Here is a 25,028-nt window from a genome sequence, read left to right as displayed (position 1 = left end):
TGGGCGCTTCCCCCGCCCGGTCCGTCAGGCAGCCGCTCCGGTCAGGTCCCGGTGGATCGGCTCCTCCCGGCCCGTCAGCGGCGCGCCCGTGCCGCCCCGCCGGGCGGCGACGATCTCCGCCGCGATGGACAGCGCGGTCTCCTCGGGCGTCCGGGCGCCGAGGTCCAGGCCGATCGGCGAGCGGAGCCGGGACAGCTCGGGCTCGGTCAGTCCGGCTTCGCGCAGTCGCCGGTCGCGGTCCTCGTGGGTGCGGCGCGATCCCATCGCGCCGACGAACGCGACCGGCATCCGCAGGGCCTCCGTCAGCAGCGGCACGTCGTACCTGGCGTCGTGGGTGAGTACGCACAGCACCGTGCGTCCGTCGGTCGGCGTACTTGGCAGGTAGCGGTGCGGCCAGTCGACGACGACCTCGTCCGCTTCGGGGAAGCGGGCGGTGGTGGCGAAGACGGGCCGGGCGTCGCAGACCGTCACGTGGTGGCCGAGGAACTTGCCGGCCCGCACCAGCGCCGCCGCGAAGTCGACCGCTCCGAAGACGATCATGCGGGGAGGCGGCACACTGCACTCGACCAGCAGCGTGAGCCCGCCTGGACAGTGCGAACCGTCCTCCGAGAGACCGACCGTGCCGGTGCGGCCTGCGTCCAGCAGGGCCCCGGCCTCGGCCGCCGCCGTGCTGTCCAGGTCCGGATGGCCGCCGAGACCGCCCTCGTACGAACCGTCCGGGTGGACGAGCAGGGACCGCCCGAGGAGGCCGGCCGGCCCCTGGACGACCCGGGCGAGGGCCGCGGCCCGGCCTCGGGCCGCGGTCGACAGCGCCGCCCGGAACACCTCCCGCCAGGGCGCGTCCGCGCCGACCGGCGTGACCAGCACGTCGATGATCCCGCCACAGGTCAGCCCGACCGCGAAGGCGTCCTCGTCGCTGTATCCGAACCGTTCGCGCACCGTCTCGCCGTCCCGGAGGGCCGCGGCGCACAACTCGTACACCGCGCCCTCCACACAGCCGCCGGAGACCGAGCCGATCACCGTTCCCTCGCTGTCGACGGCGAGGGCGGCGCCGGGCCCGCGCGGGGCGCTGCCGCCGACGGAGACGACGGTGGCGACGGCGAACTCCCGGCCCTGACCGAGCCAGCGGTCCAGCTCGTCGGCGATGTCAAGCATCCGTCCCGCCCCCGGCGGTGGGCACCGTCGCCGACAGCACGCGGTCGGGCCGGATCGGCAGGTTCCGGTGGCGTACGCCGGTGGCGTGCCAGACGGCGTTGGCGACGGCCGCCGCGGCGCCCACGATGCCGATCTCGCCGACGCCCTTGATCCCGACCGGGTCGTCCGGGTCGGGGTCGTCCACCCAGTCCGCCTCGACGTCCGGGACGTCGGCGTGCGTGGCGACGTGGTAGCCGGTGAGGTCGGGGCCGTAGAGGCCGCCGCTCGCCCGGTCCCGGACCGCCTCCTCGTGCAGGGCCATGGAGATGCCCCAGACCATGCCGCCGACGAGCTGGTTGCGTGCGGTGAGCGGGTTGACGATGCGGCCCGCGGCGAAGATGCCGAGCATGCGGCGCACCCGTACCTCGCCGGTGGTGGTGTCCACGGCGACCTCGGCGAACTGGGCCCCGAAGGAGTGCCGTTCCTTCTGCGCGAGGGCGCCCAGGGCCTCGGTGGAGTCGGAGCGTACGGTGATGCCCTCGGGCGGGACGGTCGTGCCCAGCGCGAGCCGCTCCCGCAGTTCATCGGCCGCGATGGTGATCGCCCAGGCCCAGGAGCGGGTGCCCATCGAGCCGCCCGCGATCATCGCCGGTCCGAAGTCGCTGTCCCCGATGCGGACCCGGACCCGCTCGGGCGTGACCTCCAGCGCGTCGGCGGCGACCAGGGTGAGCGCGGTGCGGGCGCCGGTGCCGATGTCGGCGGCGGCGATCCGCACGGTGAAGGTGCCGTCGGCCTCCGCGGTCACGAGGGCGGTGGACGGACCGGCGCCCGCTTGGAAGGAGGCCGCCGCCGTACCGGTGCCCAGCAGCCAGCGCCCGTCGCGGCGCACCCCGGGGCGCGGATCGCGTTCCGCCCAGCCGAAGCGGCGGGCTCCCTCGCTGAAGCAGGCGGCCAGGTTGCGGCTGCTGAACGGCAGCCCGGAGACCGGGCCGACCACCGGCTCGTTGCGCAGGCGCAGGTCGATCGGGTCGACGCCGCAGCGCTCGGCGAGTTCGTCGAGCGCCGCCTCGAGAGCGAAGGAGCCCGGGGCCTCGCCCGGCGCGCGCATGAAGGTCGGGGACGGCACGTCGAGCCGTACGACGTGGTTGGCCGTGTGATGTGCTTCGGCCTCGTACATGACCCTGGCGACACCGGCGCTGGGCTCGACGAACTCGTAGACGGTCGACGTCTGGTTGAGCGAGCGGTGCTCCAGGGCGCGCAGCCGGCCGTCGGGGTCGGCGCCGAGCCGGACACGCTGGCTGGTGGGGCTGCGGTAGCCGGCCAGCGAGAACATCTGGCGCCTCGTCATCACCACCCGCACCGGCCGTCGCAGCACGGTCGCGGCCATCACGGCGGAGACCTGGTGGGCGCGCAGGCCCTTGCTGCCGAAGCCGCCGCCGACGTGTTCGGAGCGCACCCGCACCGCGGACTCGTCGAGGGAGAACATCTTCGCGAGTTCGCTCTGGACCCATGTGGTGCCCTGGTTGGAGTCGGCGACCTCCAGCCGGCCGCCGTCCCAGAGGGCGGTGGCCGCGTGCGGCTCCATCATGCTGTGGTGCTCTTCGGGGGTGGTGTACTCCTCGTCCACCACGACGGCGGACGCGGCGAGGCCGGCCGCCAGGTCCCCCTTTCCGGTCACCGCGGGCATGTGTCCCTCGGCCGGGTAGGCGTCGGCGCGGTCGGCGGAGAGCGTGATGTCGTGCGGTTCCTCGTCGTACGTGACGACGAGGGCCTCGGCGGCCTCCCTCGCCTGCTCGGGCGTCCCGGCGACGACGAGGGCCACCGGCCATCCCGCGTGCCGCACCCGGTCGTCCTGGAAGACGGCGGCGGTCGGGTCCGGCAGGATGCCCAGCATGCCGATGTAGTCGGTGTCGACGCGCGGGGCGTTGCCGTGGTGGAGGACGGCGAGCACGCCGGGCATGCCGAGGACCGGATCGGTGTCGACGGAGCGGATGCGGCCGCGGGCGACGGTGGACAGCACCAGCCAGCCGTGCGCGAGGTCGGCGAAGGGGATCTCGCCGGCGTAGCGGGCCGCTCCGGTGACCTTGTCGCGGCCCTCCACGCGCGTGTGCGAGCTGCCGACGGCGCCCTCGACCGTCGTACGGCCGGTCGTGGCGGTGGTCATCGGGCGGCCTCCTCTGCGAGTTCGGTCAGGACGGCCACCGCGAGGTTGCGCATGAGGGTCACCTTGTATCCGTTGTGGGGCAGCGGCCTCGCGGCCGCGAGTTCGGCGTCCGCGGCAGCGGCGAAGGTGTCGCCGCCGGCCGGTGCGCCGATCAGCACGTGCTCGGCCGCGCGGGCCCGCCAGGGCCGGGAGGCGACCGCGCCGAAGGCCAGCCGCGCGTCGCGGACGATGCCGTCCTCGATGTCGAGCGCGGCGGCGACCGAGCCGATCGCGAAGGCGTACGAGGCACGCTCGCGCACCTTGCGGTAGCGGGAGCGGGCGGCGACCGGGGCGTGCGGCAGGGTGATGCCGGTGATCAGCGCGCCGGGCGGGAGGGCGGTCTCCCGGTCCGGGGTGTCGCCGACGGGGAGGTAGAAGTCGGTGAGCGGCGACTCTCCCGGCCCGTCGGGGGTTTCGTAGGCGACGACGGCGTCGAAGGCCGTCAGTGCGACACCCATGTCCGAGGGGTGCACGGCCACGCAGTGCTCGGAGGCACCGAGGATGGCGTGATTGTGGTGCTCGCCCGTGATCGCGGGACAACCACTGCCGGGAGCACGCTTGTTGCACGGCTTGCTCACGTCGGTGAAGTAGCCGCACCGGGTGCGCTGGAGCAGGTTGCCGCCGACGGTGGCCATGTTGCGCAGCTGCCCGGAGGCGCCGGCCAGTACCGCCTGGGTCAACGCCGGGTAGCGTCGGCGCACTTCGGGGTGGGCGGCGAGGTCGCTGTTGGTGACGGTCGCACCGACGCGCAGGCCGCCGTCGGCGGTCGGCTCGATGCCGTCCAGCGGCAGTTGACGGACGTCGACCAGCCGGGCAGGGCGTTCGACGCCGGTCTTCATCAGGTCGACGAGATTGGTGCCGCCACCGAGGAAGCGGGCGTCCGGGTCGGCGGCGAGCAGCGCCACCGCGCCGGAGACGTCGTCGGCGCGCTGGTAGCCGAACTCCCTCATGCCGCGGCCTCCTTCGCGTTCTCCGTCCGGGACTCGCGCCGGTTCGCCTCGTGGGCCTCGGCCGCACGGGCGACCGCCTGGACGATGGAGACGTAGGCGCCGCAACGGCACAGGTTGCCGCTCATCCGTTCGCGGATCTCGTCCGGCGTCAGGGGTGGTGGTCCGGCCTCGGGCCGTACGTCGTCGGTGGCGGCGCTGGGCCAGCCTGCCGCGTGCTCCTCGATGACGGCGACGGCCGAGCAGATCTGTCCGGGTGTGCAGTAGCCGCACTGGTAGCCGTCGAGGTCGAGGAAGGCCTGCTGCACCGGGTGCAGACGGTCGCCCTCGGCCATGCCTTCGATGGTGGTGATCTCTCGCCCGTCGGAGGCGACCGCGAGGCTCAGACAGGAGACGGCGCGGCGTCCGTCGACCAGGACGGTGCAGGCGCCGCACTGCCCCTGGTCGCAGCCCTTCTTGGTGCCGGTGAGATCGAGGCGCTCACGCAGGGCGTCGAGCAGGGTCGTGCGGTGGTCGACGGTCAGCTGGTGCTTCTCACCGTTGATGTTCAGGGTGACGGCGCTGGACGCCGACGAGGTCGCTGGGGCCATGATCAGCCTTCTGTGGTGTCTGGTGACAGAGAAAAGGGGCTGTAGGCAGTGGGTTCGTGTGGGGTCGGAAAGCACCGGTCTCGCATCCGCCGGTCGCATCCACCGCTAAAGTGGGCAGGTAACCGGACATCTGTCCGCTCTCTGGAAACGTAACGGACAGCTGTCCGCTTATCAAGAACGATATTCGGCCACACACCTGCGAGGAGGACGAGTGCCGCAACCGAAGAGGGTCAGGCCGGACACTCCCCTGCGCTCGGACGCCCAGCGCAACCGCGAGCGCATCCTGCACGTGGCCACGGAGGAGCTGACCCGCTGCGCGGACGCCCCGCTGAGCGCCATCGCCAAGAAGGCGGGCGTCGGACAGGGCACGTTCTACCGCAACTTCCCGAACCGCGAGGCACTGGTCCTGGAGGTCTACCGCTACGAGATGCAGCAGGTGGCCGACGCCGCGCCCCAGTTGCTGACCACTCAGGAGCCCGAACAGGCCCTGCGCGAGTGGATGGACCGCCTTGCCGGTTTCGCCATGACCAAGGCAGGCCTGGCGGACGCGATCCGGCTGGTCACCAGCGTGCCCGGAGGGCCGGAGAAACCGCGCCCCACCCCGGTCATGGACGCGGCCCAGCTCCTGCTCCGCGCCAACGAGGCGGCCGGCACCATCCGGCCCGGAATCTCCGCGGACGACTTCTTCCTCGTCATCGGCGGTCTCTGGCTGATCGATCCCGGCGAGGACTGGCAGCCGCGGGCCACCCGCCTCCTGGACTTCGTCATGGACGGACTGCGGGCGGGAGCACCCGGCCGGTGACCGCGCCCCGGAACCCGTAGCGGCGCTCGGGCCGGCCCGCCACGCCGTAGCGCAGGGAGACGTCCGCGCTGCCGACGGTGTGGAAGTACTCCAGGTAGCGGCGCGCACTGACCCGGGAGACGCCGGTCAGCGCCGCGCACTCGCTGGCGGACAGCGTGCCGTCGGCCTCACGGAGGGTGCGTTCGACCAGCTCGGCGGTCTCCACGCTCATACCCTTGGGCAGTGCCGGCGCCGCGGTGGCCGGCGCTGCCGCTCCCGCGAGTACGCGGTCGACGTCGGCCTGGCTGCGTACCACCGTGCCGAGCAGTCGGCCCCGCTGGACGGCGTAGCGCTCCAGCCGGACCCGCAGGTCCTCGAACTCGAACGGTTTGAGCAGGTAGTCGACCACGCCGTGCCGGACGGCGCCGCGCACCGCGTCCGCCTCCCTGGCCGCGCTGATGACCATGACGTCGCAGTCGTGACCGGCGGCGCGCAGCCGGGGGATGACGTCGAGACCGAACACGTCCGGCAGGTACAGGTCGAGCAGGACGAGGTCGGGGCGCAGTTCCCCGACGGCGGCGAGCGCCTGCTCCCCGGTGCCGGCGACTCCCACGACCCGGAAGGGCTGGACGCGCTCGACGAAGGCGCGGTGGACGCGGGCGACCATGAAGTCGTCGTCGACCACGAGCACGCCGATCCCGGCGTCGACGGCGTGGGGCGCCGGCCCGGCCGTAGCGGCCGCGTGTGCCGAACCGTTCGTCGTACGCGCGTGTGCCGTACCGGTCGTGGTCGTGGTGGCCGCGCCGGCCGTACGCGGCCGGGCGGTCACGTGGGCCCTGCCGGCCCGGGCGGTCGCGCCGGCCCGGGCGCCGGCGTCGGCCGTGCCGGACCAGGCGGTCCCATCGGCCTCACCGGCCTGGTCAGTCGCACCGGCCCCACCGGCCCCTCTGGCCCAGGCGGTCGCACCGGTCGCACCGGCCGTGCCGCTCGTACCCGTCATCGTGCTGCTCCTTCCGCCACCGCGTCAGTGAGGTGGCTGACGGTCATGCGTGCGGTGAACATGGCCCCCTCGGGGGTGTTGGTCACCGAGATCTCACCGCCGTGACGCTCGCAGACCAGCCGGGTCAGCGCCAGGCCGATGCCACGCTCGCCCTGCCGGGCGGCCTTGGTGGTGAAGCCGTGGGAGAAGACCTCGCGGGCCAGCTCGGGCGCCACGCCGGGCCCGGAGTCACGGACCACGATCTCGACGCTGGCGGCGTCCTGCCGCAGCTCGACCTCGACCCAGGCCTCGTGGCCGGTGCCGGGCGCCGCGGCGGCGTCCACGGCGTTGTCGACGAGGTTGCCGACCACGGTCGCCACGTCCGCCGCGTCCTGGGGAGCGAGCCGGTCGAGCGCCGTGCGCTCCGACACCCGTAGGGCGACCCTCCGTTCCGCCGCGAGGGAGGACTTCGCCGTCAGCAGCGCGGCGACGGCGGTGTCGCGGACCCGGCGGCTGAGGGTGACGTCCAGGGACTGGCGGCGCTGGTTGAGCGCGCGGATATAGCGGACCACCTCTTCCTGCTCGCCGATCTGGATGAGCCCGGAGATGGTGTGCAGCTGGTTGGCGAACTCGTGGGCCTGGGCGCGCAGCAGCTCGGAGGTACTGCGGAAGGATCCGATCTCCCGTTCCAGGCGGGCCAGTTCGGTGCGGTCGCGCAGCGTGGTGACCGAGCCGAGCGGGTGGCCGTCCTTGGTGACGGTCATACGGTTCATCACCAGGACCCGGCCGTGGCGGACCACGACCTCGTCACGTGGTCCGGCCTCGTCCGCCGCGGCGCCGGCCAGGACGTCGCGCAGCCTCCCGTCGATGCCGAGGCCGTCCAGGCTCTGGCCCACGCAGTCGGCGGGCAGGGCGAGCAGGCGCCGCCCCATCTCGTTGACCAGCGTGAGCCGGTGCTGCGGATCGAGGGCGACCACGCCCTCGGCGATGCCGTACAGCATCGCCTCCCGGTGCTCGGCGAGACCGGCGATCTCGCGCGGCTCCAGGCCGAGGGTCTGTCGCTTGACACGCCGGGCGAGCAGCCAGGAGCCGGCCACTCCCAGCCCGCTGGCGATGCCGAGGTAGGCGAGGAGGTAGGAGGAGGCGCCGTTCAGGCGCTGCCACACCGTCGGATCGGCCTCACCGACCATCACCGTGCCCAGGTGCCGGCCGAGGGTCTGCCGGGTGTCGCCGAGCACCGGCACCTGGGCGACGAGTTCCCGGCTGCCCCGCACCGTGAGCGGGCCCGACCAACCGCGTCCCCGGGCGGCGCCCTCACCGCGCGGCAACGGTCCGTCGATCATCGTGGGGTCGGTGGAGCTGACGACGCGGCCGTCGGCGTCGGCCACCGTGACCGAGGTGACTCCGGACTGGGTCTGCGTGGCGTTCACCAGCGGGGCCAGGGCCTCCTGCGGCACGGGGCGCAGGAGCTGACTGCGGACCAGCGGCGTGGCGGCCAGCTGTTCGGCCAGGGCGGCGACCCGGCGGCCCTCGACGCGGTTGAAGGTGGCCTTGGACTGGGCCAGCGAGACGGCGGCGACCGCGAGCAGGACCACCACGACGATGGCGAGCTGGAGGACCAGCATCTCGCCCGCGAGGGTCTGACGGCGGAAGGTGGGGGCCACGGCGGACTCGATCTCGACTGACGGGGGCGGGGGAGCGGCAGGTGTGCCGGGTCGCCATCATGGCGCCCACCTGCGGCGAAGGAAAGAGATGTGTTGTCTTCGCAACGAACCGGCGATGAACCGGCGATGCGTCGGCACATCGCCGGCGGCGCATCGGGGGATGTACCGGCACGGCACCGGGCGATTCGCCGGCGACCGCAAAGTCCACAACCTCCCTTGGTTCCGCAAGGAAGACAGGCCGCCGGTCCGCGGGCACCATGTGGCCCACGTCACCCTCCCCCACAGGGCCTCCCCCAACCCGATCTACCCAACCGACAGGTGGTGTCATACGTGCGCCTGCGCACCCCCCTTGCCCTGCTCGGGGCCGCCGTGCTCGTGCTCGCGGGACCGCCGTTGCTCTCCACGGGCAGCGACGCCGAGACCGGCACGCAGATCCCCGGCCTGCGCTTCATGGTCCCCAACACGCCCGGCGGCGGTTACGACATCACCGCCCGCACGGCCGCGAAGAACGCCGAGGACGCCGGACTCACGCACAACATCGAGGTGTTCAACCTGCCCGGCGCGGGTGGCACCGTGGGCCTGAGCCGGCTGGTGAGCGAGCACGGCAACGGCAAGCTCGCCATGTCCATGGGCCTCGGTGTGGTGGGCGCCGCCCGCTCCAACCACGCGCCCAAGACCCTCGCCGACACCACGCCGATCGCGCGGCTCACCGAGGAGCAGGACGTCGTCGTGGTCGGCAAGGACTCGCCGTACAAGACGATCGACGAACTGGTCACCGCCTGGAAGAAGGACCCGGGCAAGCTCCCCGTCGGCGGTGGTTCGTCACCGGGCGGGCCCGACCACCTCGCGCCGATGCTGATGGCGCAGGCCGCCGGGATCTCCCCCAGGTCGGTCAACTACATCCCCTTCGACGGCGGCGGCGAACTGCTCGCCTCGATCCTCGGCAACAAGGTCGGCTTCGGGGTCTCCGGCGTCGGCGAGTACCTGGACCAGATCAAGGCGGGCGAGCTGAGGGTGCTCGCGGTGACCGGCCCGGAACGGGTCGACGACCTGAAGGACGCGCCGACGCTTCTGGAGTCCGGCTACGACGTGGACTTCACCAACTGGCGCGGCATCGTCGCCCCGCCCGGCATCTCCGAAGCGGAGCGGGACAAGCTGACCCGCCTGGTCGAGGAGCTGCACGACTCCCCCGAATGGAAGAAGTCCATGGACCAGAACGGCTGGGACGACGCCTTCCTGACCGGTGAGAAGTTCGGCGCGTTCCTGGACGCCCAGGACAAGCGCGTGGTGTCGGTACTGAAGGAGCTGGGACTGTGACGACGCGGACCGGCCCTTCCCCGGACCCGACCCCTCCCCCGCCCCCTGCCCCGGCGTCCGCGCGGCGCTCATGGATGCGCGACCACTCCGAACTGGGCGTGTGCGTACTGCTACTGGCGCTCGGCGTGCTCGTCCTGACCGACGCGCTCACGATGGACGTCGACATCACCCAGCGCGGGCCGGTGGGCCCGAAGACGGTGCCGATCGTGGTCGGCGTCGGACTGCTGGTGATCGCCGCGCTGCTCGCCGTCGACGTGCTACGAGGCGGCCGGGGTGAGGCCGAGGGCGGCGAGGACGTCGACCTGTCCGAGCCGGCCGACTGGCGCACGGTGCTGCTGCTCTCCGGGATCTTCCTCGGCGCGGCCGTACTCATCGAGCCGGCCGGCTTCCCCGTCGCCGGGGCGCTGCTGTTCTGGGGTGCCGCCTTCGCCCTCGGCAGCCGCCGCGTGGACCGCGACCCGCTGATCGCCGCGGTGCTGTCCCTGTTCACCTACGTCGTCTTCGACAAGCTGCTCGGCGTGCCCCTGCCCGGCGGTCCGCTGATGGGAGTGCTCTGACATGAACGCCCTGAACTCCCTCATGGACGGCTTCGGGACGGCTCTGTCCCCGCTCAACCTCCTGTGGGCCGCCGTCGGCGTGCTGCTCGGCACGGCCATCGGCGTCCTGCCCGGCATCGGCCCCGCGATGGCGGTGGCGCTGCTGCTTCCGGTGACGTACGGGCTCGACCCGGTCGCCGCGTTCATCATGTTCGCGGGCATCTACTACGGTGCGATGTTCGGCGGTTCGACCACCTCCATCCTGCTCAACACCCCCGGCGAGAGCGCCGCCGTGGTCGCGGCCATGGAGGGCAACCCCATGGCCAAGGCGGGGCGCGGTGCCCAGGCGCTGGCTGCCGCCGCCATCGGCCACTTCGCGGGCGGCATGATCGGCACGATCCTGCTGGTGGCGCTGGCGCCGACGGTCGCCGACCTGGCGGTGGACATCGGTGCGCCGGACTACTTCGCCATCATGGTGCTGGCGTTCATCGCCGTGACGTCGGTGCTGGGTTCCTCGCGCGTCAGAGGTCTGGCCTCCCTGCTGATCGGCCTGACGATCGGCCTGGTGGGCCTGGACCAGATGACGGGACAGCAGCGGCTGACCTTCGGTTCTCTCCAGCTCGCGGACGGTGTCGACGTGGTGATCGTCGCGGTCGGCCTGTTCGCGATCGGCGAGGCGCTGTGGGTGGCGGCCCACCTGCGGCGCGGGGCGACCGAGCCGATCCCGGTGGGCCGCCCCTGGCTCGGCCGTAGTGATCTGAGGCGGACCTGGAAGTCCTGGCTGCGCGGTCCGTTCATCGGCTTCCCGTTCGGCGCGATCCCGGCGGGCGGCGCGGAGATCCCCACGTTCCTGTCGTACGTCACGGAGAAGCGCCTGTCCAAGAACAAGGACGAGTGGGGCAAGGGCGCCATCGAGGGCGTGGCCGGCCCGGAGTCGGCCGCGTCGGCCTCGGCTGCGGGCACGCTGGTGTCCATGCTGACCCTGGGCCTGCCCACGACGGCGGTCGCGGCGGTCATGCTGGCCGCCTTCCAGCAGTACGGCATCCAGCCCGGCCCGCTGCTCTTCGAGCGCGAACCCGAGCTGGTGTGGGGCCTGATCGCGTCCCTGTTCGTCGGCATGGTGCTGCTGCTCGCGCTCAACCTGCCGCTGGCACCGGTGTGGGCCAAGTTGCTGCGCATCCCGCGGCCGTACCTCTACGCCGGCATCATGTTCTTCGCTGCGGTCGGCGCCTACGCGGTCGGCGGCGAGGTCGTCGACCTGGTGACCCTCCTGATCATCGGTCTGATCGGCTTCGGCATGCGGCGTTACGGCCTGCCCATCCTGCCCGCCGTGATCGGCGTCATCCTCGGCCCGAACGCGGAACAACAGCTGCGCCGGGCCCTGCAGATCAGCGACGGCAGCGTGACGGGCCTGGTCGACACGCCGTTCGCGGTGACGGTGTACGCGGTGATCGTGCTGCTGCTGGCGTGGCCGCTGCTGAAGGGGCTGATCATGCGCGTGCGCCGGAGCCGGTCCGAGGCCTGACCCCGGCCCCGAGGGCTCCGGGACCGGCGCCGCGTCCGCGACCGGTCACCCGGTCGTCGTCCTCCCCTCCCCCCACGCCGGCACTGCTGGGGAAGGGCTGCCACTTCCGGGGCGGGCTGCCACTCGTCGGGGAGGCCCACCCGCGACGTGGGTGACGGGCGGAGTGGTGGCGGTGCGGGGCGACACCGGCCGGCCTCTTGTCGGAGGCGGGTGCCACAATCGGCCGCATGATCGAAAACCGTCTCAACTGGCAGCATTTCCTCAGTCGTTGGCAGGACGAATGGATCCCGGACGAGGGTGAGGCGGAGGACATGGCGGACGGCGGGGTGACCCTCGCCGAGCTGACGCTCGCCGCCCCACCCGCGACGGAGGCGGAGGTCGCGGCGGCCGAGGAACGCCTGGGTATCCGGCTCCCTCCGTCCTACCGGGAGTTCCTCAAGGCCAGCAACGGCTGGCGGACGGCCGGCACGGCGTCCATCTACCAGTTGGGCGCGGTCCAGGAGATCGACTGGTTCGGGGATCCGTACGCCATGACGCCCCTCTACCGGCGGACGCTCACCGACCGCTCGACCGAGCAGGAGGTGCTGCTGGCCGGCATGTGGGAGCGCGCCCTGCGGCTGGAGACCGACTCGGACATGTCGCACGCCCTGCTGGACCCGGGCGACACCGACGAGGACGGCGAGTGGGCGCTGTACGTGTACAAGGGGTGGAGCGGTGAACCGCCGGACAGGTACCCGTCGTTCAGCGCCTACCTGGAGGAGTCGTACCGGGACTTCCACGCGGGCCGGGCAGGCATTCCCGCCTTCGTGAACGACAGCACGCGTGCCCTGGACGCGGATGTCGAGCGCGCACGGCAGGAAGCCCTGGCGGGGCGTTGGGAGACCGCCCGGGAGCTGCTGACCGAGACGTCGCGCTACGGACGGCCGGGTGCCTCGGGGATGCTGCGGCAGCTCGAGTTGCTGTCGCGGCACGGCGGGTCCTACGGCTTCGGTACCCTCGTGGCCGATCCGCGCTACACGGACGAACTGGTGCCGGTCATGGCCGTCACACACGTACGGGAGCGGCACCACAGTCCCCTCGGCTCCCGGTTCGTGCTGGGCGCCGAGACCGACGAGGCCGTGACAGCGGCCGCCGAGGCGATCCTCGCCCGGGTGCGCGAAGGCTCCCACCACTACGCGCCGGACGGCGCCTTCGGAGCCGCGGTGGCCGAGGCACGAGAGGCGGCGCGGTGGGGCGACACGGACACGGCGTGGCGGACGATACGCGCCGCGCTGCCGTCGTGGTCGCCGCCGGGGCCGGATCTGCTGGCGCCGCTCGGTCTGCTGGGGGATTCCGTGCTGGGGCCGATGGTGACGCCGGAACGCGGCCGGGAGCTGCTGTCCACGCCCCGGGCCGGCCGGTCGGGCGCGCGGCCCGGCCCGGTGCCGGACCTGGACCCGCCGGGAATGTGCTGGCTGGCGGACTCCCCCCGGTGGAACGCACCGCACGACTCGTACCGGTGCCTGTGGGTGGAGGGCGTGGAGCCCGGGACGCTGCCCGTCCTGGTCGGGGAGGAAGAGGGCGGGGGTCTGACCGTTCCACCCGGCCGTCCGCACTGGTCGGAACTGTACGGCCCCCGGCAGCGGAACGAGGACGCCCCGTGGGAGGACCGGGCCGTCGTGTCGGTGGGCCGGACGGGCTCGGGATGGGCGTTCGGCTTCGACGCGGCCCCGAGGACGAAGGTGGCCGGGAGCTTCTTCGTCTCCCCTGCTGCCGCCGCCTCGCGCGACGGACGCTCGGTGGTGCTGTGGGTGCGCAGGGCCCGGCGCGGCGGCGGCCTGCGGGAGTTCCACCTGTCGGTCGCCCGACGGGGCGAGGAGCTGTACACGTACACGTTGCGCGGCACCGAGGTCGAACACTCGGGCCCTGTTCCGGGGACGCTCGATCCGGAACGGGTCCTCGACGGCGTCCCCGAGAACGACCACGAGCGGTGCCTGCTGGCTGCCGTGCAGAACGAGTTCGCCCTCTCCCTGCCCCGGCTCGCTCTGGTCGAGGGCCTGCTGCCGCGGCTGACCACCCGCTCCTGGAACCGCGCGCCACGCGAGGGTGAGGGGCGTGGAACTGCTGTCTCTGAGTGCGTATGAGTGTGTTCTGGCGTGTGTGAGTGAGTGCGGAGTGGGGTGTGGTCCGTGGGATGCGCTTTGTTGCGTCCGGGGGAAGGAACGGGAGTCCGTGTGTCGAATGGGTGGCCTTTGACGGGTGTGTTCGTTGGGTGGGGTGAGAGGGTTTTCGGGGGGTGTGGGGGTGGGTGGTCTGCGGGAGCTTGCGGCGCCGTTCGTCGCGCTGGGCCCGTCGGGGGTGGCGGTCCGGACCCGGCTGGGGCAGCTCACCGCTGCTGATGTGGAGGTGCTGCGGCGGGTGGGCGCGTATCTGGGCGCCCTGGCCTCCGGTGATCTGAAAGCGCGCTGCCGTGACGGACTCGGTCATGATGCCGGGGCGTGGGCGGTGCGCAAGCGGGAACTGACACCGCAGTCGTCGGCCCGGTGGGCGGGTGCGATCACGAAAGCCACGCACGATCAGTGGGCGCTGGCCCGCCGTTGTCAGCGTGCCCATCTGCAGTCTCTGGAGGCGGGTGCGCGGATGGTGCGGCATCGGTTGTCGCTGCCGGTCGGGGAGAAGGGGTCGAAGAAGGCTCCTGGTGGATACCGCAGTCGGCGGGAATGGCATGCCAAGGCCCGCCGCCTGCATGTGCTGGAGGACCGACTGAAGCGCGAGCGTGCGGACTGGGCGGCCGGAACCGTGCACGTGGTGCGGGGCGGCAAGCACCTGGCCCGCACCCGGCATCACCTGCCCGCCGCGCAACTGTCCGAATCCCAGTGGCGTGAACGCTGGGAGGCGGCACGGTGGTTCCTGCAGGCGGGCGGGGAGAGCGGGAAACGGTTCGGGAACGAGACCCTGCGCATCAGCCCGGACGGTGAGGTCAGCGTCAAGCTGCCGGCCCCGCTCAAGGAGTGGGCCAATGCCCCGCACGGCCGGTACGTCCTCACCGGCCGGGTGGCATTCGCGCACCGCGGGCAAAAATGGGCCAACCGTGTCGCGGGCGAACCGGGCCGTCGCCTACCGCATCCACCACGACGTCACACGCGGCCGCCGGTATCTGACGGCTCCCGGAGTGCAGACCTTCCGCCCCCTGCCTGGAGGCCGCGAGGAAGCGCTCTCTCACGGTGCGGGAGAAGCGCTGTACCCGGGCGCTCTCCTGCGGATCGTCGAACGCGTCGAAGGTCTCGCCACCGCCCGACGGATCGCGTGGCGCCACGAGGAGGAGGGGCAACGAATCGGACTCACCTGTCAGGCCCGACCAGGGCCTCACACGCGCGCAAGACGTGCTGCCACGTCCGCGACCACTTCTGCCTCCCGAGCCACGAGGTAGAAGTGATCTCCGGGGAACGGGCGCAGCTCGAAGGAGCCGGGGGCGGCGAGGCCGGACCAGGCGAGGGCCCCGTCGACGACGCAAGTCGGATCGTCCTGGCCGGTGTACGCGGTGATCGGCGCCTTGACCGGAGTCGGGTTCGCGGGGCGGTAGCCCCCGATCAGCCGGTAGTCCGATCGGAGGGCGGGCAGCAGCAGGTCCCGCAGCTCCGGGATGTCATAGGCCTCCGAGTGCAGGTCTCCGAGGCTTCGGACATGGCTGATCAGATTGTCGTCGTCGACCTCGTGCGGGGCATCGTGGCTGGGCCACTGAGGGGCTTCGTGCGCGGAGACCATCAGGTGCTCGGGGACGATGCCTCGGGCTTCCAGCCGCACGGCCACCTCGTAGGCGACGCAGGCGCCCATGCTGTGCCCGAAGAGTGCCAGCGGTCGGTCGAGCCAGGGCCGTAGCGCGGTCTCGATCGTGTCGGCCAGGGTGGCCATGTCCTCGATGCAGGCCTCCGCGAGCCGGTCCTGGCGGCCGGGGTACCGCACGGCCAGCACCTCGACGTCCGAGGGCAGCAGCGCGGGCCAGCCGTGGAACAGCTGTGCCGTGCCGCCGGCGTGCGGAAAGCACAGCAGTCGGATCCTGGGGTCCGACACACGCCGGTGAACACGCAACCACTTCGTCGCGTCGGTCACGGTCATCGCCGACGGAACCCGCATGCCACGTATGCGGTCTGCCCGGTGTGGCACAGGCGATCAGTGAGGCCGAGTGCGCGGCGGTCGCCTTCTCGCGTGAGTTCCGCGAAATACAGGCATGTTTGGGGCACTGACATCTGACCTGTCTCCATCAGGGTCGTCTTCCTTCGTGGCGTCTTCTCTCGGCCATGCCTTCCATGGCCTCGCCGACACCGTCGACACGAAGCCGAGGACTCCGCCGGGCGAGCCCGGCCGGCATCACACCGTGGGCCGGCCGGCAGACTCAGCGCGCGGTGGTGCCGGCCGACCCGGCGCTACGGGCCTTACCGGCGGGCTTACTCCGCCCACCGGACTGCCCCGGGACCACAGGGCCGGCCTCCGGGGCACCGGCGTCGTGCCCGGCTCCTCGTGGCGCGTGGACTGCGCGCATTTCGGCGCTCGCCTCGGCGGCGATGTCTTGGATTCCCTCGCCGGCTTCGTGGACGGCCTTCTGGACTTCGAGCCCCACGCCCACTGACGCTTTGACGATCCCTCGCACCAAGGGCTTGCCCACCCTCTTCACCAGGGACGCGGCGACCAGACCGATCAGGAAAGGAGGAACTACAGGCGGCATGGCACAACATCCTTCTCTTCTGCCGAGGAGACGACGACTGACAACACAGTGGTGATGTGGACGACGAAGCCTGAGGTGATCGGGCGAAGATTCGGCGAAATGGACGAACTCCGCATCAGCGGACCCACACCCACTCATCGCAAGAGAATATCCGACGTCGACCAAACTGCTACGAATCCCCCGTTTCCTTCACCCATTCGAGTGGAACCGGTTTCACAAACCCATCTACGAGTCATGTCCGAGCGGCGACTTCCGTAGAGGTGACGCAGCGTCATCGACGACGCCATGGAACAGACGTCGGGCGACGTCGCTCGGACGGGGGAAATCGTCCGCCGCGACCAGGCCCGGCCCCGCAAAGCCCGGACGCCGCCGTCGATCACGGTGACACGATGAGCGCCATGCACCGCCGCACCGCGTCGTCTCCCATGGCCCGGTCGGTCGTGGCCACGGTCGTCATGTCAGCCCTGCTGGCCGGTTGCCGCGGCGAGGCGTCATCGACGCGCACGCCTGTGGTCGTGGGCGGCACCGTCACGATCGCCACCGCCTCCGAGACCCCGAGCTTCGATCCGTACTCGCAGTTCGGCCTCTCACTGGCTCCCTATGCCTACGACTCACTGGTCGACGTGGCGCCGGACGGACGTGTGGTGTCCGGCCTGGCCAAGAGATGGCGGGCCGAGGCCACTTCGGCGAGTTTCGTCCTGCGCAAGGGGGTGACGTGCTCCGACGGTACGGCTCTCACGGCATCCGGGGTGGCCCGGTCGCTGCGCTACGCCGGCGACCCTCGCAACCGGCTCGTCGGCGCCCGGACCGCCCTGCCCGGTGTGCCGTTCACGGTGTCGGCCGACGACGCGACGCGGACGGTGTCGGTGCGGACGGCATCGCCGTACAGCTTCATCGCGCGGACGATCGGTCTCCTGCCCGTCGTCTGCCCCGCCGGGCTGGCGGATCCCGGCGCGCTGGACACGAGGTCGCAGGGCACCGGCCCGTATGTGCTGAGTGACTACGCCTCCGGGGGTCCGTATGTCTTCACACGGCGCGACGGTTACGCCTGGGGGCCGGGCGGAGCGGACAACGCGGCTCCGGGGCAGCCTGAACGGATCGTGGTGAGGGTGGTGCCGCAGGAGTCCACGGTGGCGAACCTGCTCCTCACGGGCGGACTGAACATCGCCATGGTGACCGGTCCGGACCGCGCGCGGCTGACCGGCCACGGCCTGGCCACCGCCCAGGTGCCGACCGTGGTGGGACTGACGTTCTTCAACGAGCGCTCCGACCGGCCCCTGAGCGATCCCGCGCTGCGCCGGGCGCTGGTGGCGGCCCTGGACCGCAAGGGCCTCGCCAATGTGGCGATCGGTGGCGACGGTACGCCCGCGCGCCATCTCACCGCCTCGGACTCGCTCTGCCACTCCGACGTGGCCACGGGAAGCCTGCCCTCGCACAGCGCCGTGCGGGCCCTGCGCGCGGCGGGCTGGACGAAGGACGCGCAAGGCAGGCTGGTCAAGCGGGGCCGGCCGCTGAGTCTGCGGCTGCTCAGCAGCGCCGACTTCGGCTCCACCCTTCCGTCGGTCGCCGAACTGATGGCCGTGACGTGGCAGGCGCTGGGCGTGGACGTCGACCTCATCAGCGAGAGCGGCAACGCGGTGGTCCACGCCATGTACGCGAGCGGCGACTTCGACGTCGTGGTCGGCAGCTCGCCGGGGCCGCGGCTGCCCGCGCAGCTCGTCCCGTACTTCTCCGGCCCGCCGTCGTCGGGAGAACTGAACTTCGCGCACGTCACCAACCCCGCGTACGACCGCTTCGTCGCCCGAGCCCTGCGTTCGCCCGACGCGTCCGGCTGTGCGGACTGGAACAGGGCCGCGGCGGCGCTTCTCCACTCGGCCGACGTGCTGCCCGTCGCCGACGGCACTAGCACGGTGTACGGCTACCGGACGACCTTCACCCTCGCACCCGGCGGCCGGATCGTACCGACCAGCATCCGCCTGCACAGATAGCCGTGGCGGACGCGCCGTCCGGACACCCGCCAGTCGAGGAGACTCCCATGACGACCGTGGCCGCACGGATCGGTGCCCCACCCCGGCGCCACCCGTGGGTGGTGTTCTGCTGTCGGCGCGCGGCACGGCTGGTCATCTCGCTCTTCTTGGTCGTCACGGCTTCCTTCGCGATGATCCGGCTGATCCCCGGGGACCCGGTCCGGGCCGCGCTGGGCGTGGACGCCCCGCCGGACCTGGTGGCGGCGAAGCGGCACGAACTCGGTCTGGACCGCAGCCTGCCGCAGCAGTACTGGGAGTACCTCCCGCGGCTTGCCCGCGGCGACCTCGGGGTCTCGCTGGTGTCCGGCGAGCCGGTGGCAGACCTGGTCGGGGCACGCCTGCCGGCCACCCTGCTGCTCGCCGTCCTGGCCTTCGCCTGCGTACTCGTCGTCGCTCTACCAGGGGGAATGCTCGCCGCTGTGTGGACACTCGGAGGTCGACGGCCACGGACGGAACTGGCCTTCACCGCCACCACCTCGGTCCTGGCGGGCGTGCCGGACTTCGTCCTCGCCACGGGTCTCACCGCGGGACTGTCGGTCGCCCTGCCCCTCTTTCCCGTCGCCGGCGACCTCGGTCCACGGTCCTACGTGCTGCCCGTCCTCGCGCTGGGGCTCGCTCCGACCGCGGTCCTGCTGCGGATCGTGCGGGTGGAGACGCTCAGGGTCCTCGCCGCGGACTATGTCCGTACCGCCCGCGCGAAGCGGCTGTCCGCCGTCCGGCTCCACCTGTGCCATGTGGCACCGAACGCGCTGACCGCCTCGCTGACCTACACCGGGAATCTGCTGCCGGCCCTGATCGCGGGGACCGTGCTGGTCGAGAAGGTGTTCGCCTGGCCGGGCATCGGTTCGGTGATGGCGCAGTCCGTGGCCGCGCAGGACCACGCGGTCGTCGAGGCGTCGGTCCTGGTGCTCGGCTCGTCGGTCCTCGTGGTGAACTTCCTGGTCGATCTGGCCCTCGCGCTGCTCGACCCCCGATCGGTCATCCGGAAGACGTGATCCGCTGATGCTGTCGTCCTCATCCTCCTCTTCCCCGTCCTCGCCCTCCGCCGACCGCGGCCGGTCTCGCGCGTTCCGGTCGGGCTGGGCCACGCCCATGGGGGTGATCACCCTGGTGATGCTCGCCTCGCTCGCCGTCCTGGCCGTCGCCGGGGCGGTGCTGTGGGGGCAGCAGGCCGACCGGCCGGACCCGTCGGCGGTGCTGCGCGGGCCCACCGCGGATCATCTGCTCGGGACGGACCATCTCGGGCGCGACCAGCTCGCCCGGCTGCTCTCGGCGACCTGGCCCTCCCTACTGCCGGCCGTCACGGCCACGTTTCTCGGGGCGGCCGCCGGCATCACGCTCGGCGCCCTCACGGCCGTGGTGGGCGGGCGCGCCGCCCGCCTGCTGGGAGCCCTGATCAACCTCCTGCTGGCCTTTCCCGCGATCCTCGTCGCGATGTTCCTCGCGGCCCTCTTCGGGGCGGGCACGGGCGGTGCGGTGGCCGCACTGGCCGTGGCCTCCGCCCCGGGCTTCGCTCGGATCACGCAGACCCTCGCCGCCCAGGTGGCCGGGACCGACTTCATGGCCGCGGCGCGAGTACTCGGCCTGCGCCGTCCCCGGCTCCTGCTGCGCCATGTCCTGCCCCACATCGCCGAGCCGCTGTTGCTCAACACCACGGTCGCCGCCGGCTCGGCGCTCGTGGCGCTGTCGGGACTGAGCTTCCTCGGGCTGGGAGTGCAGCCGCCGTCGTACGACTGGGGACTCCTGCTGAACCAGGGGCTGAACCGCATCTACACCGAACCGCTGCCCGCTGTGGCGCCCGGCATCGCCATCGTCCACGCCGCCGTCGCGTTCCAGCTGCTCGGCGAGATGCTGGCCGGGGCCGCCGCACGGCGAGCCCGCCCGCAGCCGGCGGAGGAGCCCGTGGCACAGCCGGCGCACACCGACCGCCCGGCATCCCTGGACCACGTGCTGGAGGTGCGCGATCTGCGGGTCGTCCTCCTCGCCGCGGACGGGGTGGTCCGGCCCGTCCGCGGTGTCACCCTCACCCTGCGGCGGGGCGAGATGGTCGGCCTGGTCGGTGAGTCCGGCTCCGGCAAGTCACTGACAGCGCTCGCCATCGCCGACCTGCTGCCGGACGGCGCCCGCGCGACCTGGGGCACCCACCGGTTCCTCGGCGCGGACGTCGCGTCGTTGACCCGCGAGGAGCGGCGCGGGCAGCTGGCGACGGGAATGGCGTTGGTCTTCCAGAACCCTGCCTCGGCCTTCAACCCGTCCCTGCGCATCGGAACGCAGATGACGGAGGCCGTGCGCACCCACCTCGGTACCCGTCGTGCCGAGGCCGTCGACCAGGCGCTGACCCAGCTCCACCGAGTCGCACTGCCCGCCGGCCGCCGGTTGCTCCGGTCCCGTCCCTTCCAGCTCTCCGGCGGTCAGCGCCAGCGAGTGGCGATCGCCGCGGCTTCGATGACGCGCCCGGACCTCATCATCGCGGACGAACCAACGACGGCCTTGGACGTGACCGTACAGCGGCAGATCATGGACCTGCTTCACCAGGTCCGGCACGACGACGCCACTGCGATCCTCTTCATCAGCCACGACGTCGCCCTGGTGGCCGATGCCTGTGACCGGGTCCTGGTCATGTACGGCGGGACGATCGTGGAGAATCTTCCCGCCCGTGACCTCGCGACCGGCGCACGGCATCCGTACACGCGGATGCTCGTCTCCTCCGTCCCGGACCTGGCCGCGGAGCGTGACCGTCCCCTGCGCGCCATCGAAGGAGGGCCGCCCGATCCGTACGATGCGGCCCCGGGCTGCCCGTTCCGTGACCGTTGCCCCCATCGGCTGGACCGGTGCGCGGTGGAGAGCCCGGTGCTGTCCCCGCTCGCTCCGGGGCACGAGGTCGCCTGCTGGCAACCGCTGCCCGCGGCACCGTCCGGTGAGCGGCATGGGACCGAGGAGGCGCAGAAGTGAGCACGGGGTCGGGGCTGGCGCTGTACGACGTCACCGTTCGCCATCACGGACCGCTCGGACCGATCACGGCTGTGGACCGCGTGTCGCTGGACGTTCCCCGGGGCACGACGGTCGGTCTGGTGGGCGAGTCCGGGTCGGGGAAGTCCACGCTGGCACGAGCGGTCGTCGGGCTGGATCCCCCGTGCGCCGGACGGATCACCGTCGGAGAGCGGGAGTACGGTGGGCGCCGGACGGCCGACCGGCGCCGGCTGGGACGACAGGTCCAACTCGTGTTCCAGGACCCGGACACGGCGTTGGATCCGCGTATGACGGTCCGGCAGTCGATCGCCGAGGCGGCCGGGGCGTTCGTCCGGATGGACCGCCGCGGGCGTGAACAGCGCGTCGGCGAACTGCTGGAACTGGTCGGTCTCGACGCCGACTGCGCCGGCCGGCTGCCGCGGCAGCTCTCGGGCGGCCAGCGTCAACGCGTGGCCGTCGCCCGCGCGCTCGCCGTCGATCCGGCGGTGCTCATCGCCGACGAGATCACCTCGGCGCTCGACATGTCGGTCCGGGCGGCGATGCTCATCATGCTCCGGGATCTGCAGCGGCGCATGGGGTTCGCCATGCTGTTCATCAGCCATGACCTCGCCGCCGTCCGCCATGTGTCGGACGCCGTCGCAGTGATGTACCTCGGCCGGATCGTCGAGACCGCCGCGACCGAGAGCCTGCTGAGCGGCCCACGGCATCCCTACACCCGAGCGCTGCTGTCCGCCGTGCCGAGTCTGCACGCCGGCGGACGCCCGGCCGGGGGACCCCTTCTCGCCGGTGAGGCGCCCGACCCCGCGTCGCCGCCTGCCGGATGCCGCTTCCATCCGCGCTGCCCCGTCGGGCCGGACCGGCATCCCGGACGGGACGTCTGCGCCGCACGGGACCCGCAGCGGGACGCGGCCCGTCAGCCGCATCGCACCGCCTGTCACTTCCCGTACAGCGCTGACGACCGTCTGCCCCAGCCCCGTCGCGTTCCGCCGGACGTGAACGGGTGACCGGGCCCCGCGAGCCTCCGAGGAACGACCGCGACGACGGCCCGGGAAGGAGACTCGTGCGGCAGTTGACGTACCCGGTCGCGGCACCGGCCTCGTGCGGCCGGAGGCGGTCTACCGGCGTCCGGGTGCCGACGCCGAGCGTCGTGCGGCCGGAGGCGGTCTACCGGCGTCCGGGTGCCGACGCCGAGCCGAGCTTGGAATTCAGCGCCGACAAGAAGACCGGAAGCTTCGCCACCGCGGATTCGGGAACCGGGGTGACCTGGACCGTGTCGCGCACCACGTCCCTCACCACGAGCTTGTAGGTGCCGTCGTCCCGGACGAGTTCGGCGGCGTAGAGCAGTGTTTCCACCAGAGGCCCTTCGGTTGTGTCGTGCGAGTCGTGCGACGAGGTCAGGCGTCGTTCAGCCAGGCGTTCCATGCCATGGCGGCCGGCTCGTCGTCCGCGTCCTCGGCGAACAGGTGGTGGCCCAGCCAGATCGGCCAGTTCCAGGTACTGCCGTTGAAGAACCGGTACAGCGCGTCCGGTCCCCGCAGGCCGACGAAGTCGGGGTCCAGCCAGTCCACTACCACCTCCGTCGGACCGCCGTCCGAACCCGGGAGATCGAGCGACAGCCGGTCACCGACGGCCGAGTCGTCGTCGAGGCCGAGGCGTCGGCGCAGCGCGGCGAAGTCGGCGGGGTCGTCGGTGCGCTCGGCACGGGAGGCCCTGACGTAGGCGGCGGGGCGGCCTGCGAAGTGGCTCAGGTACTCGGCGAGGGAGTGCTGGTAGAAGTCGACGTACTTCTCGGCGGCGTCCGTCTTGGTGTCCCACTCCCAGGTGTCGTCGACGACCCCCGTGTGCACCCAGTGGATCCCCATCCGCAGGTGGCTCGTCCCGTCGTCGGCGGGCTCGACGAGGTAGGTGAGCGTATTGGAGAATCCGCCGTCCTGCGCCGCCCGGACCGCGAAGTGGCTCGGCGGCTCCCACGCCACGACAGTGCTGTCGCCGCGTGTCACCTTTCCGCCGACGCCCGGCTCGACCTCCATGGGATACAGCCAGCCGAGGTTTCCGGTGCCGGTGGCGACCGCGTCCCAGACCCGTTCGGGTGTGGCGGGCAGGTCCTGTTCCCGGCGGACCTCGAACTCTCGCGCCATGGTCACTTCTCCTTCGTCGTCGTTACGGTCACATGGGTCAGTAGGTGAGCGGGAGCGCGGTGAGCCGCCGCTGCAACGGGTTGGGCCGCCAGTCGAGGACCGCGCCGTCGGCCAGCCGCAGGTGCGGCAGCCGACGGACCAGCGTGCCGAAGGCCACCTCTGCCTGGAGCTTGGCCAGCGGACCGCCGAGGCAGAAGTGGGGGCCGTTGCCGAAGCTGAGGGGCCGGCTGCCGGAGCGCGTCAGATCGAGGCGGTCGGGATCCCGGAACGTCTCGGGGTCCCGGTTGGTCGCGGCGAGGAACAGGTAGACCAGCTCACCCTCGCGCAGCGTCCGCCCGCCGATCTCGATGTCCTCGGCGACGACCCGGACGATCGCCTGGGTCGGCGTGTCGTAGCGGGCGAGTTCCTCGACGGCGGCGCGGGCCAGCGCCGGGTCGGCGCGCAGCCGGGCCAGTTGGTCGGGGTGGCGCAGCAGGGCGAGCATGCCGTTGCCGACCAGGTGGGTCGTGGTCTCGTCGCCGGCGGTGATCAGGACGAAGCAGGTGGACAGCAGTTCGGAGTCGGTGAGCCGGTCGTCCTGGGCCTGGGTGGCGACGAGGGCGCTGATGAGGTCGTCACCGGGGTCGGCCCGGCGGCGGCGGACGAGCCGGGAGAGGTACTCCTCGTACTGTTCGATCGCCGCCTCGGACTTGTCGATGTCCTCGCTCAGCCGGCCGAAGCGGTGGAACCAGGCCCTGACCTGCGGGAGGTCTTCGGGCGGGATGCCGAAGAGCTCGCAGACGACCGACATCGGCAGCGGAGAGGCGACCGCCTCGATCAGATCCATGGCCGGCCCGGCCGCGACCGCCTCGTCGACGAGCCGGTCGACGATTTTCTGGACGCGGTCGCGCAGGGCCTCGACACGCCGGGCGGTGAAGGCCCGGTTGGCCAGCTTGCGCAGCCGGGCGTGGTCCGGCGGGTCGGTGTTGCTCATCACCCGGCCGAGCCGGTCGGTGAGCCGGCTGAAAGCCTTCAGGTCGCCGCCGAGGGCGCTGTAGGCGCGGGTCATCCTGTCCCGGTCGTTGGAGAGCCGCAGGTCGCCCAGTGCGGCCTCGACGTCGGCGTACCGGGTGAGGTACCAGATGCCCTGGGCGCTGCGGTGGACCGGGTCCGCGCGCCGCATGCGGGCGTAGAACGGGTACGGGTCCCGGCGGGCCTCGGCCGTGAGCAGGGCCGCGGCGAGGTCGTCGGACCGGGCGGGGCCCGCGCTGTCGCGGGCCCCGTCGGTGGTTTCGGTCAGGTTCACTGCGTACCGCGCTACCGCTGGGTGTTCATGGCGTCGGCGAGGCTCTTGGGCCGCATGTCGGTCCAGGACCGCTCGACGTACTCCAGGCAGGCGGCGTGGGTGTCGGGGCCGTGGGCGACGGTCCAGCCGGCGGGGACGTCGGCGAACTGCGGCCAGAGCGAGTGCTGGTTCTCGTCGTTGACGAGCACGAGGAAGGTGCCGTCCTGGTCCTCGAACGGGTTGGTCATGGG

General features: G+C 72.2%; 21 protein-coding genes and 1 pseudogene. 10 read left to right on the top strand and 12 right to left on the bottom strand.

Annotated elements, in window-relative coordinates:
* Window positions 1–24: 24 nt before the first annotated feature.
* Genes ABEA26_RS01165 through ABEA26_RS01150 form a run of 4 tightly spaced genes read right to left on the bottom strand, consistent with a single transcriptional unit; the run spans window position 25 to window position 4,874 of the window.
* Window positions 25–1,155, bottom strand: a complete 1,131-nt coding sequence (locus ABEA26_RS01165) for an XdhC family protein (protein ID WP_345588273.1) — start codon at window positions 1,153–1,155, stop codon at window positions 25–27.
* The gene (locus ABEA26_RS01160) at window positions 1,148–3,298 is read right to left on the bottom strand and encodes a xanthine dehydrogenase family protein molybdopterin-binding subunit (RefSeq protein ID WP_345588271.1); all 2,151 of its coding nucleotides are present in this window, start codon (window positions 3,296–3,298) and stop codon (window positions 1,148–1,150) included. The genes ABEA26_RS01165 and ABEA26_RS01160 overlap by 8 nt, the downstream gene beginning before the upstream one ends.
* Window positions 3,295–4,287: an FAD binding domain-containing protein gene (locus ABEA26_RS01155; protein ID WP_345588269.1), complete on the bottom strand. Its 993-nt coding sequence runs from the start codon at window positions 4,285–4,287 to the stop codon at window positions 3,295–3,297. Before ABEA26_RS01155 ends, ABEA26_RS01160 begins: the two co-directional genes overlap by 4 nt.
* Entirely contained in the window at window positions 4,284–4,874 is a 591-nt protein-coding gene (locus ABEA26_RS01150; protein ID WP_345588267.1) for a (2Fe-2S)-binding protein, read from the bottom strand. The genes ABEA26_RS01155 and ABEA26_RS01150 overlap by 4 nt, the downstream gene beginning before the upstream one ends.
* 211 nt (window positions 4,875–5,085) lie before the next feature.
* Between ABEA26_RS01150 and ABEA26_RS01145 the strand changes: the two genes are divergently transcribed.
* Entirely contained in the window at window positions 5,086–5,676 is a 591-nt protein-coding gene (locus ABEA26_RS01145; RefSeq protein ID WP_345588265.1) for a TetR/AcrR family transcriptional regulator, read from the top strand.
* Here the strand turns inward: ABEA26_RS01145 and ABEA26_RS01140 are convergent.
* Window positions 5,639–6,352 carry a response regulator gene (locus tag ABEA26_RS01140; RefSeq protein WP_345588308.1) on the bottom strand — a complete coding sequence of 238 codons (714 nt, stop codon included), beginning with the start codon at window positions 6,350–6,352 and terminating at the stop codon, window positions 5,639–5,641. The genes ABEA26_RS01145 and ABEA26_RS01140 overlap by 38 nt on opposite strands.
* Window positions 6,353–6,651: 299 nt before the next feature.
* Window positions 6,652–8,298 (bottom strand): sensor histidine kinase, encoded by a 1,647-nt coding sequence (locus tag ABEA26_RS01135; protein ID WP_345588263.1) that lies wholly within the window; start codon window positions 8,296–8,298, stop codon window positions 6,652–6,654.
* A 330-nt stretch (window positions 8,299–8,628) separates the two neighbouring features.
* On the opposite strand from ABEA26_RS01135, the gene ABEA26_RS01130 reads away from it, so the two are divergent.
* The 5 genes and pseudogenes from ABEA26_RS01130 to ABEA26_RS01110 form a co-directional block, all read left to right on the top strand.
* Window positions 8,629–9,615 carry a Bug family tripartite tricarboxylate transporter substrate binding protein gene (locus ABEA26_RS01130; protein ID WP_345588261.1) on the top strand — a complete coding sequence of 329 codons (987 nt, stop codon included), beginning with the start codon at window positions 8,629–8,631 and terminating at the stop codon, window positions 9,613–9,615.
* 74 nt (window positions 9,616–9,689) lie between these two features.
* Window positions 9,690–10,172, top strand: coding sequence for a tripartite tricarboxylate transporter TctB family protein (locus ABEA26_RS01125; RefSeq protein ID WP_345588259.1), 483 nt, complete (start codon window positions 9,690–9,692; stop codon window positions 10,170–10,172).
* Between the two features lies 1 nt (window position 10,173).
* Complete coding sequence (locus ABEA26_RS01120; protein WP_345588257.1) at window positions 10,174–11,676, top strand: tripartite tricarboxylate transporter permease; 1,503 nt, start codon at window positions 10,174–10,176, stop codon at window positions 11,674–11,676.
* A gap of 227 nt (window positions 11,677–11,903) precedes the next feature.
* A complete protein-coding gene (locus ABEA26_RS01115; protein WP_345588255.1) occupies window positions 11,904–13,799 on the top strand; it encodes an SMI1/KNR4 family protein in 1,896 nt (631 codons plus the stop codon).
* Between the two features lie 160 nt (window positions 13,800–13,959).
* Window positions 13,960–14,860: pseudogene (locus ABEA26_RS01110) on the top strand (IS200/IS605 family accessory protein TnpB-related protein); the annotation flags it as partial.
* 161 nt (window positions 14,861–15,021) lie between these two features.
* Here ABEA26_RS01110 and ABEA26_RS01105 read toward each other — a convergent pair.
* Together ABEA26_RS01105 and ABEA26_RS01100 are read right to left on the bottom strand one after the other, a co-directional pair.
* Window positions 15,022–15,789: a thioesterase II family protein gene (locus ABEA26_RS01105; RefSeq protein WP_345588253.1), complete on the bottom strand. Its 768-nt coding sequence runs from the start codon at window positions 15,787–15,789 to the stop codon at window positions 15,022–15,024.
* A 259-nt stretch (window positions 15,790–16,048) separates the two neighbouring features.
* On the bottom strand, window positions 16,049–16,378 hold the full coding sequence (locus ABEA26_RS01100; protein WP_345588251.1) for a DUF5132 domain-containing protein: 330 nt from the start codon (window positions 16,376–16,378) through the stop codon (window positions 16,049–16,051).
* A gap of 389 nt (window positions 16,379–16,767) precedes the next feature.
* Between ABEA26_RS01100 and ABEA26_RS01095 the strand changes: the two genes are divergently transcribed.
* From ABEA26_RS01095 to ABEA26_RS01080, 4 genes are all read left to right on the top strand, one after another.
* A complete protein-coding gene (locus tag ABEA26_RS01095) occupies window positions 16,768–18,366 on the top strand; it encodes an ABC transporter substrate-binding protein (protein WP_345588249.1) in 1,599 nt (532 codons plus the stop codon).
* 47 nt (window positions 18,367–18,413) lie between these two features.
* Entirely contained in the window at window positions 18,414–19,400 is a 987-nt protein-coding gene (locus ABEA26_RS01090) for an ABC transporter permease (RefSeq protein WP_345588247.1), read from the top strand.
* Between the two features lie 97 nt (window positions 19,401–19,497).
* Entirely contained in the window at window positions 19,498–21,357 is a 1,860-nt protein-coding gene (locus ABEA26_RS01085) for a dipeptide/oligopeptide/nickel ABC transporter permease/ATP-binding protein (RefSeq protein WP_345588245.1), read from the top strand.
* Window positions 21,354–22,379: an oligopeptide/dipeptide ABC transporter ATP-binding protein gene (locus tag ABEA26_RS01080; RefSeq protein ID WP_345588243.1), complete on the top strand. Its 1,026-nt coding sequence runs from the start codon at window positions 21,354–21,356 to the stop codon at window positions 22,377–22,379. The genes ABEA26_RS01085 and ABEA26_RS01080 overlap by 4 nt, the downstream gene beginning before the upstream one ends.
* 160 nt (window positions 22,380–22,539) lie before the next feature.
* On the opposite strand, the gene ABEA26_RS01075 is transcribed toward ABEA26_RS01080, so the two are convergent.
* Genes ABEA26_RS01075 through ABEA26_RS01060 form a run of 4 tightly spaced genes read right to left on the bottom strand, consistent with a single transcriptional unit; the run spans window position 22,540 to window position 25,025 of the window.
* Window positions 22,540–22,728: a hypothetical protein gene (locus tag ABEA26_RS01075; RefSeq protein ID WP_345588241.1), complete on the bottom strand. Its 189-nt coding sequence runs from the start codon at window positions 22,726–22,728 to the stop codon at window positions 22,540–22,542.
* A 41-nt stretch (window positions 22,729–22,769) separates the two neighbouring features.
* A complete protein-coding gene (locus ABEA26_RS01070; RefSeq protein ID WP_345588240.1) occupies window positions 22,770–23,513 on the bottom strand; it encodes an SRPBCC family protein in 744 nt (247 codons plus the stop codon).
* Window positions 23,514–23,550: 37 nt separating this feature from the next.
* Window positions 23,551–24,798, bottom strand: a complete 1,248-nt coding sequence (locus ABEA26_RS01065) for a cytochrome P450 (protein WP_345588238.1) — start codon at window positions 24,796–24,798, stop codon at window positions 23,551–23,553.
* Window positions 24,799–24,809: 11 nt separating this feature from the next.
* Complete coding sequence (locus tag ABEA26_RS01060) at window positions 24,810–25,025, bottom strand: MbtH family protein (protein ID WP_345588236.1); 216 nt, start codon at window positions 25,023–25,025, stop codon at window positions 24,810–24,812.
* Window positions 25,026–25,028 lie beyond the last annotated feature (3 nt).

Origin of the sequence: Streptomyces marokkonensis (assembly GCF_039539045.1) — a bacterium.
Classification (GTDB): Bacteria; Actinomycetota; Actinomycetes; order Streptomycetales; family Streptomycetaceae; genus Streptomyces; species Streptomyces marokkonensis.
The sequence above is the reverse complement of the archived record's forward strand: the minus strand, read 5'-3'. Positions and strand labels throughout refer to the sequence as shown.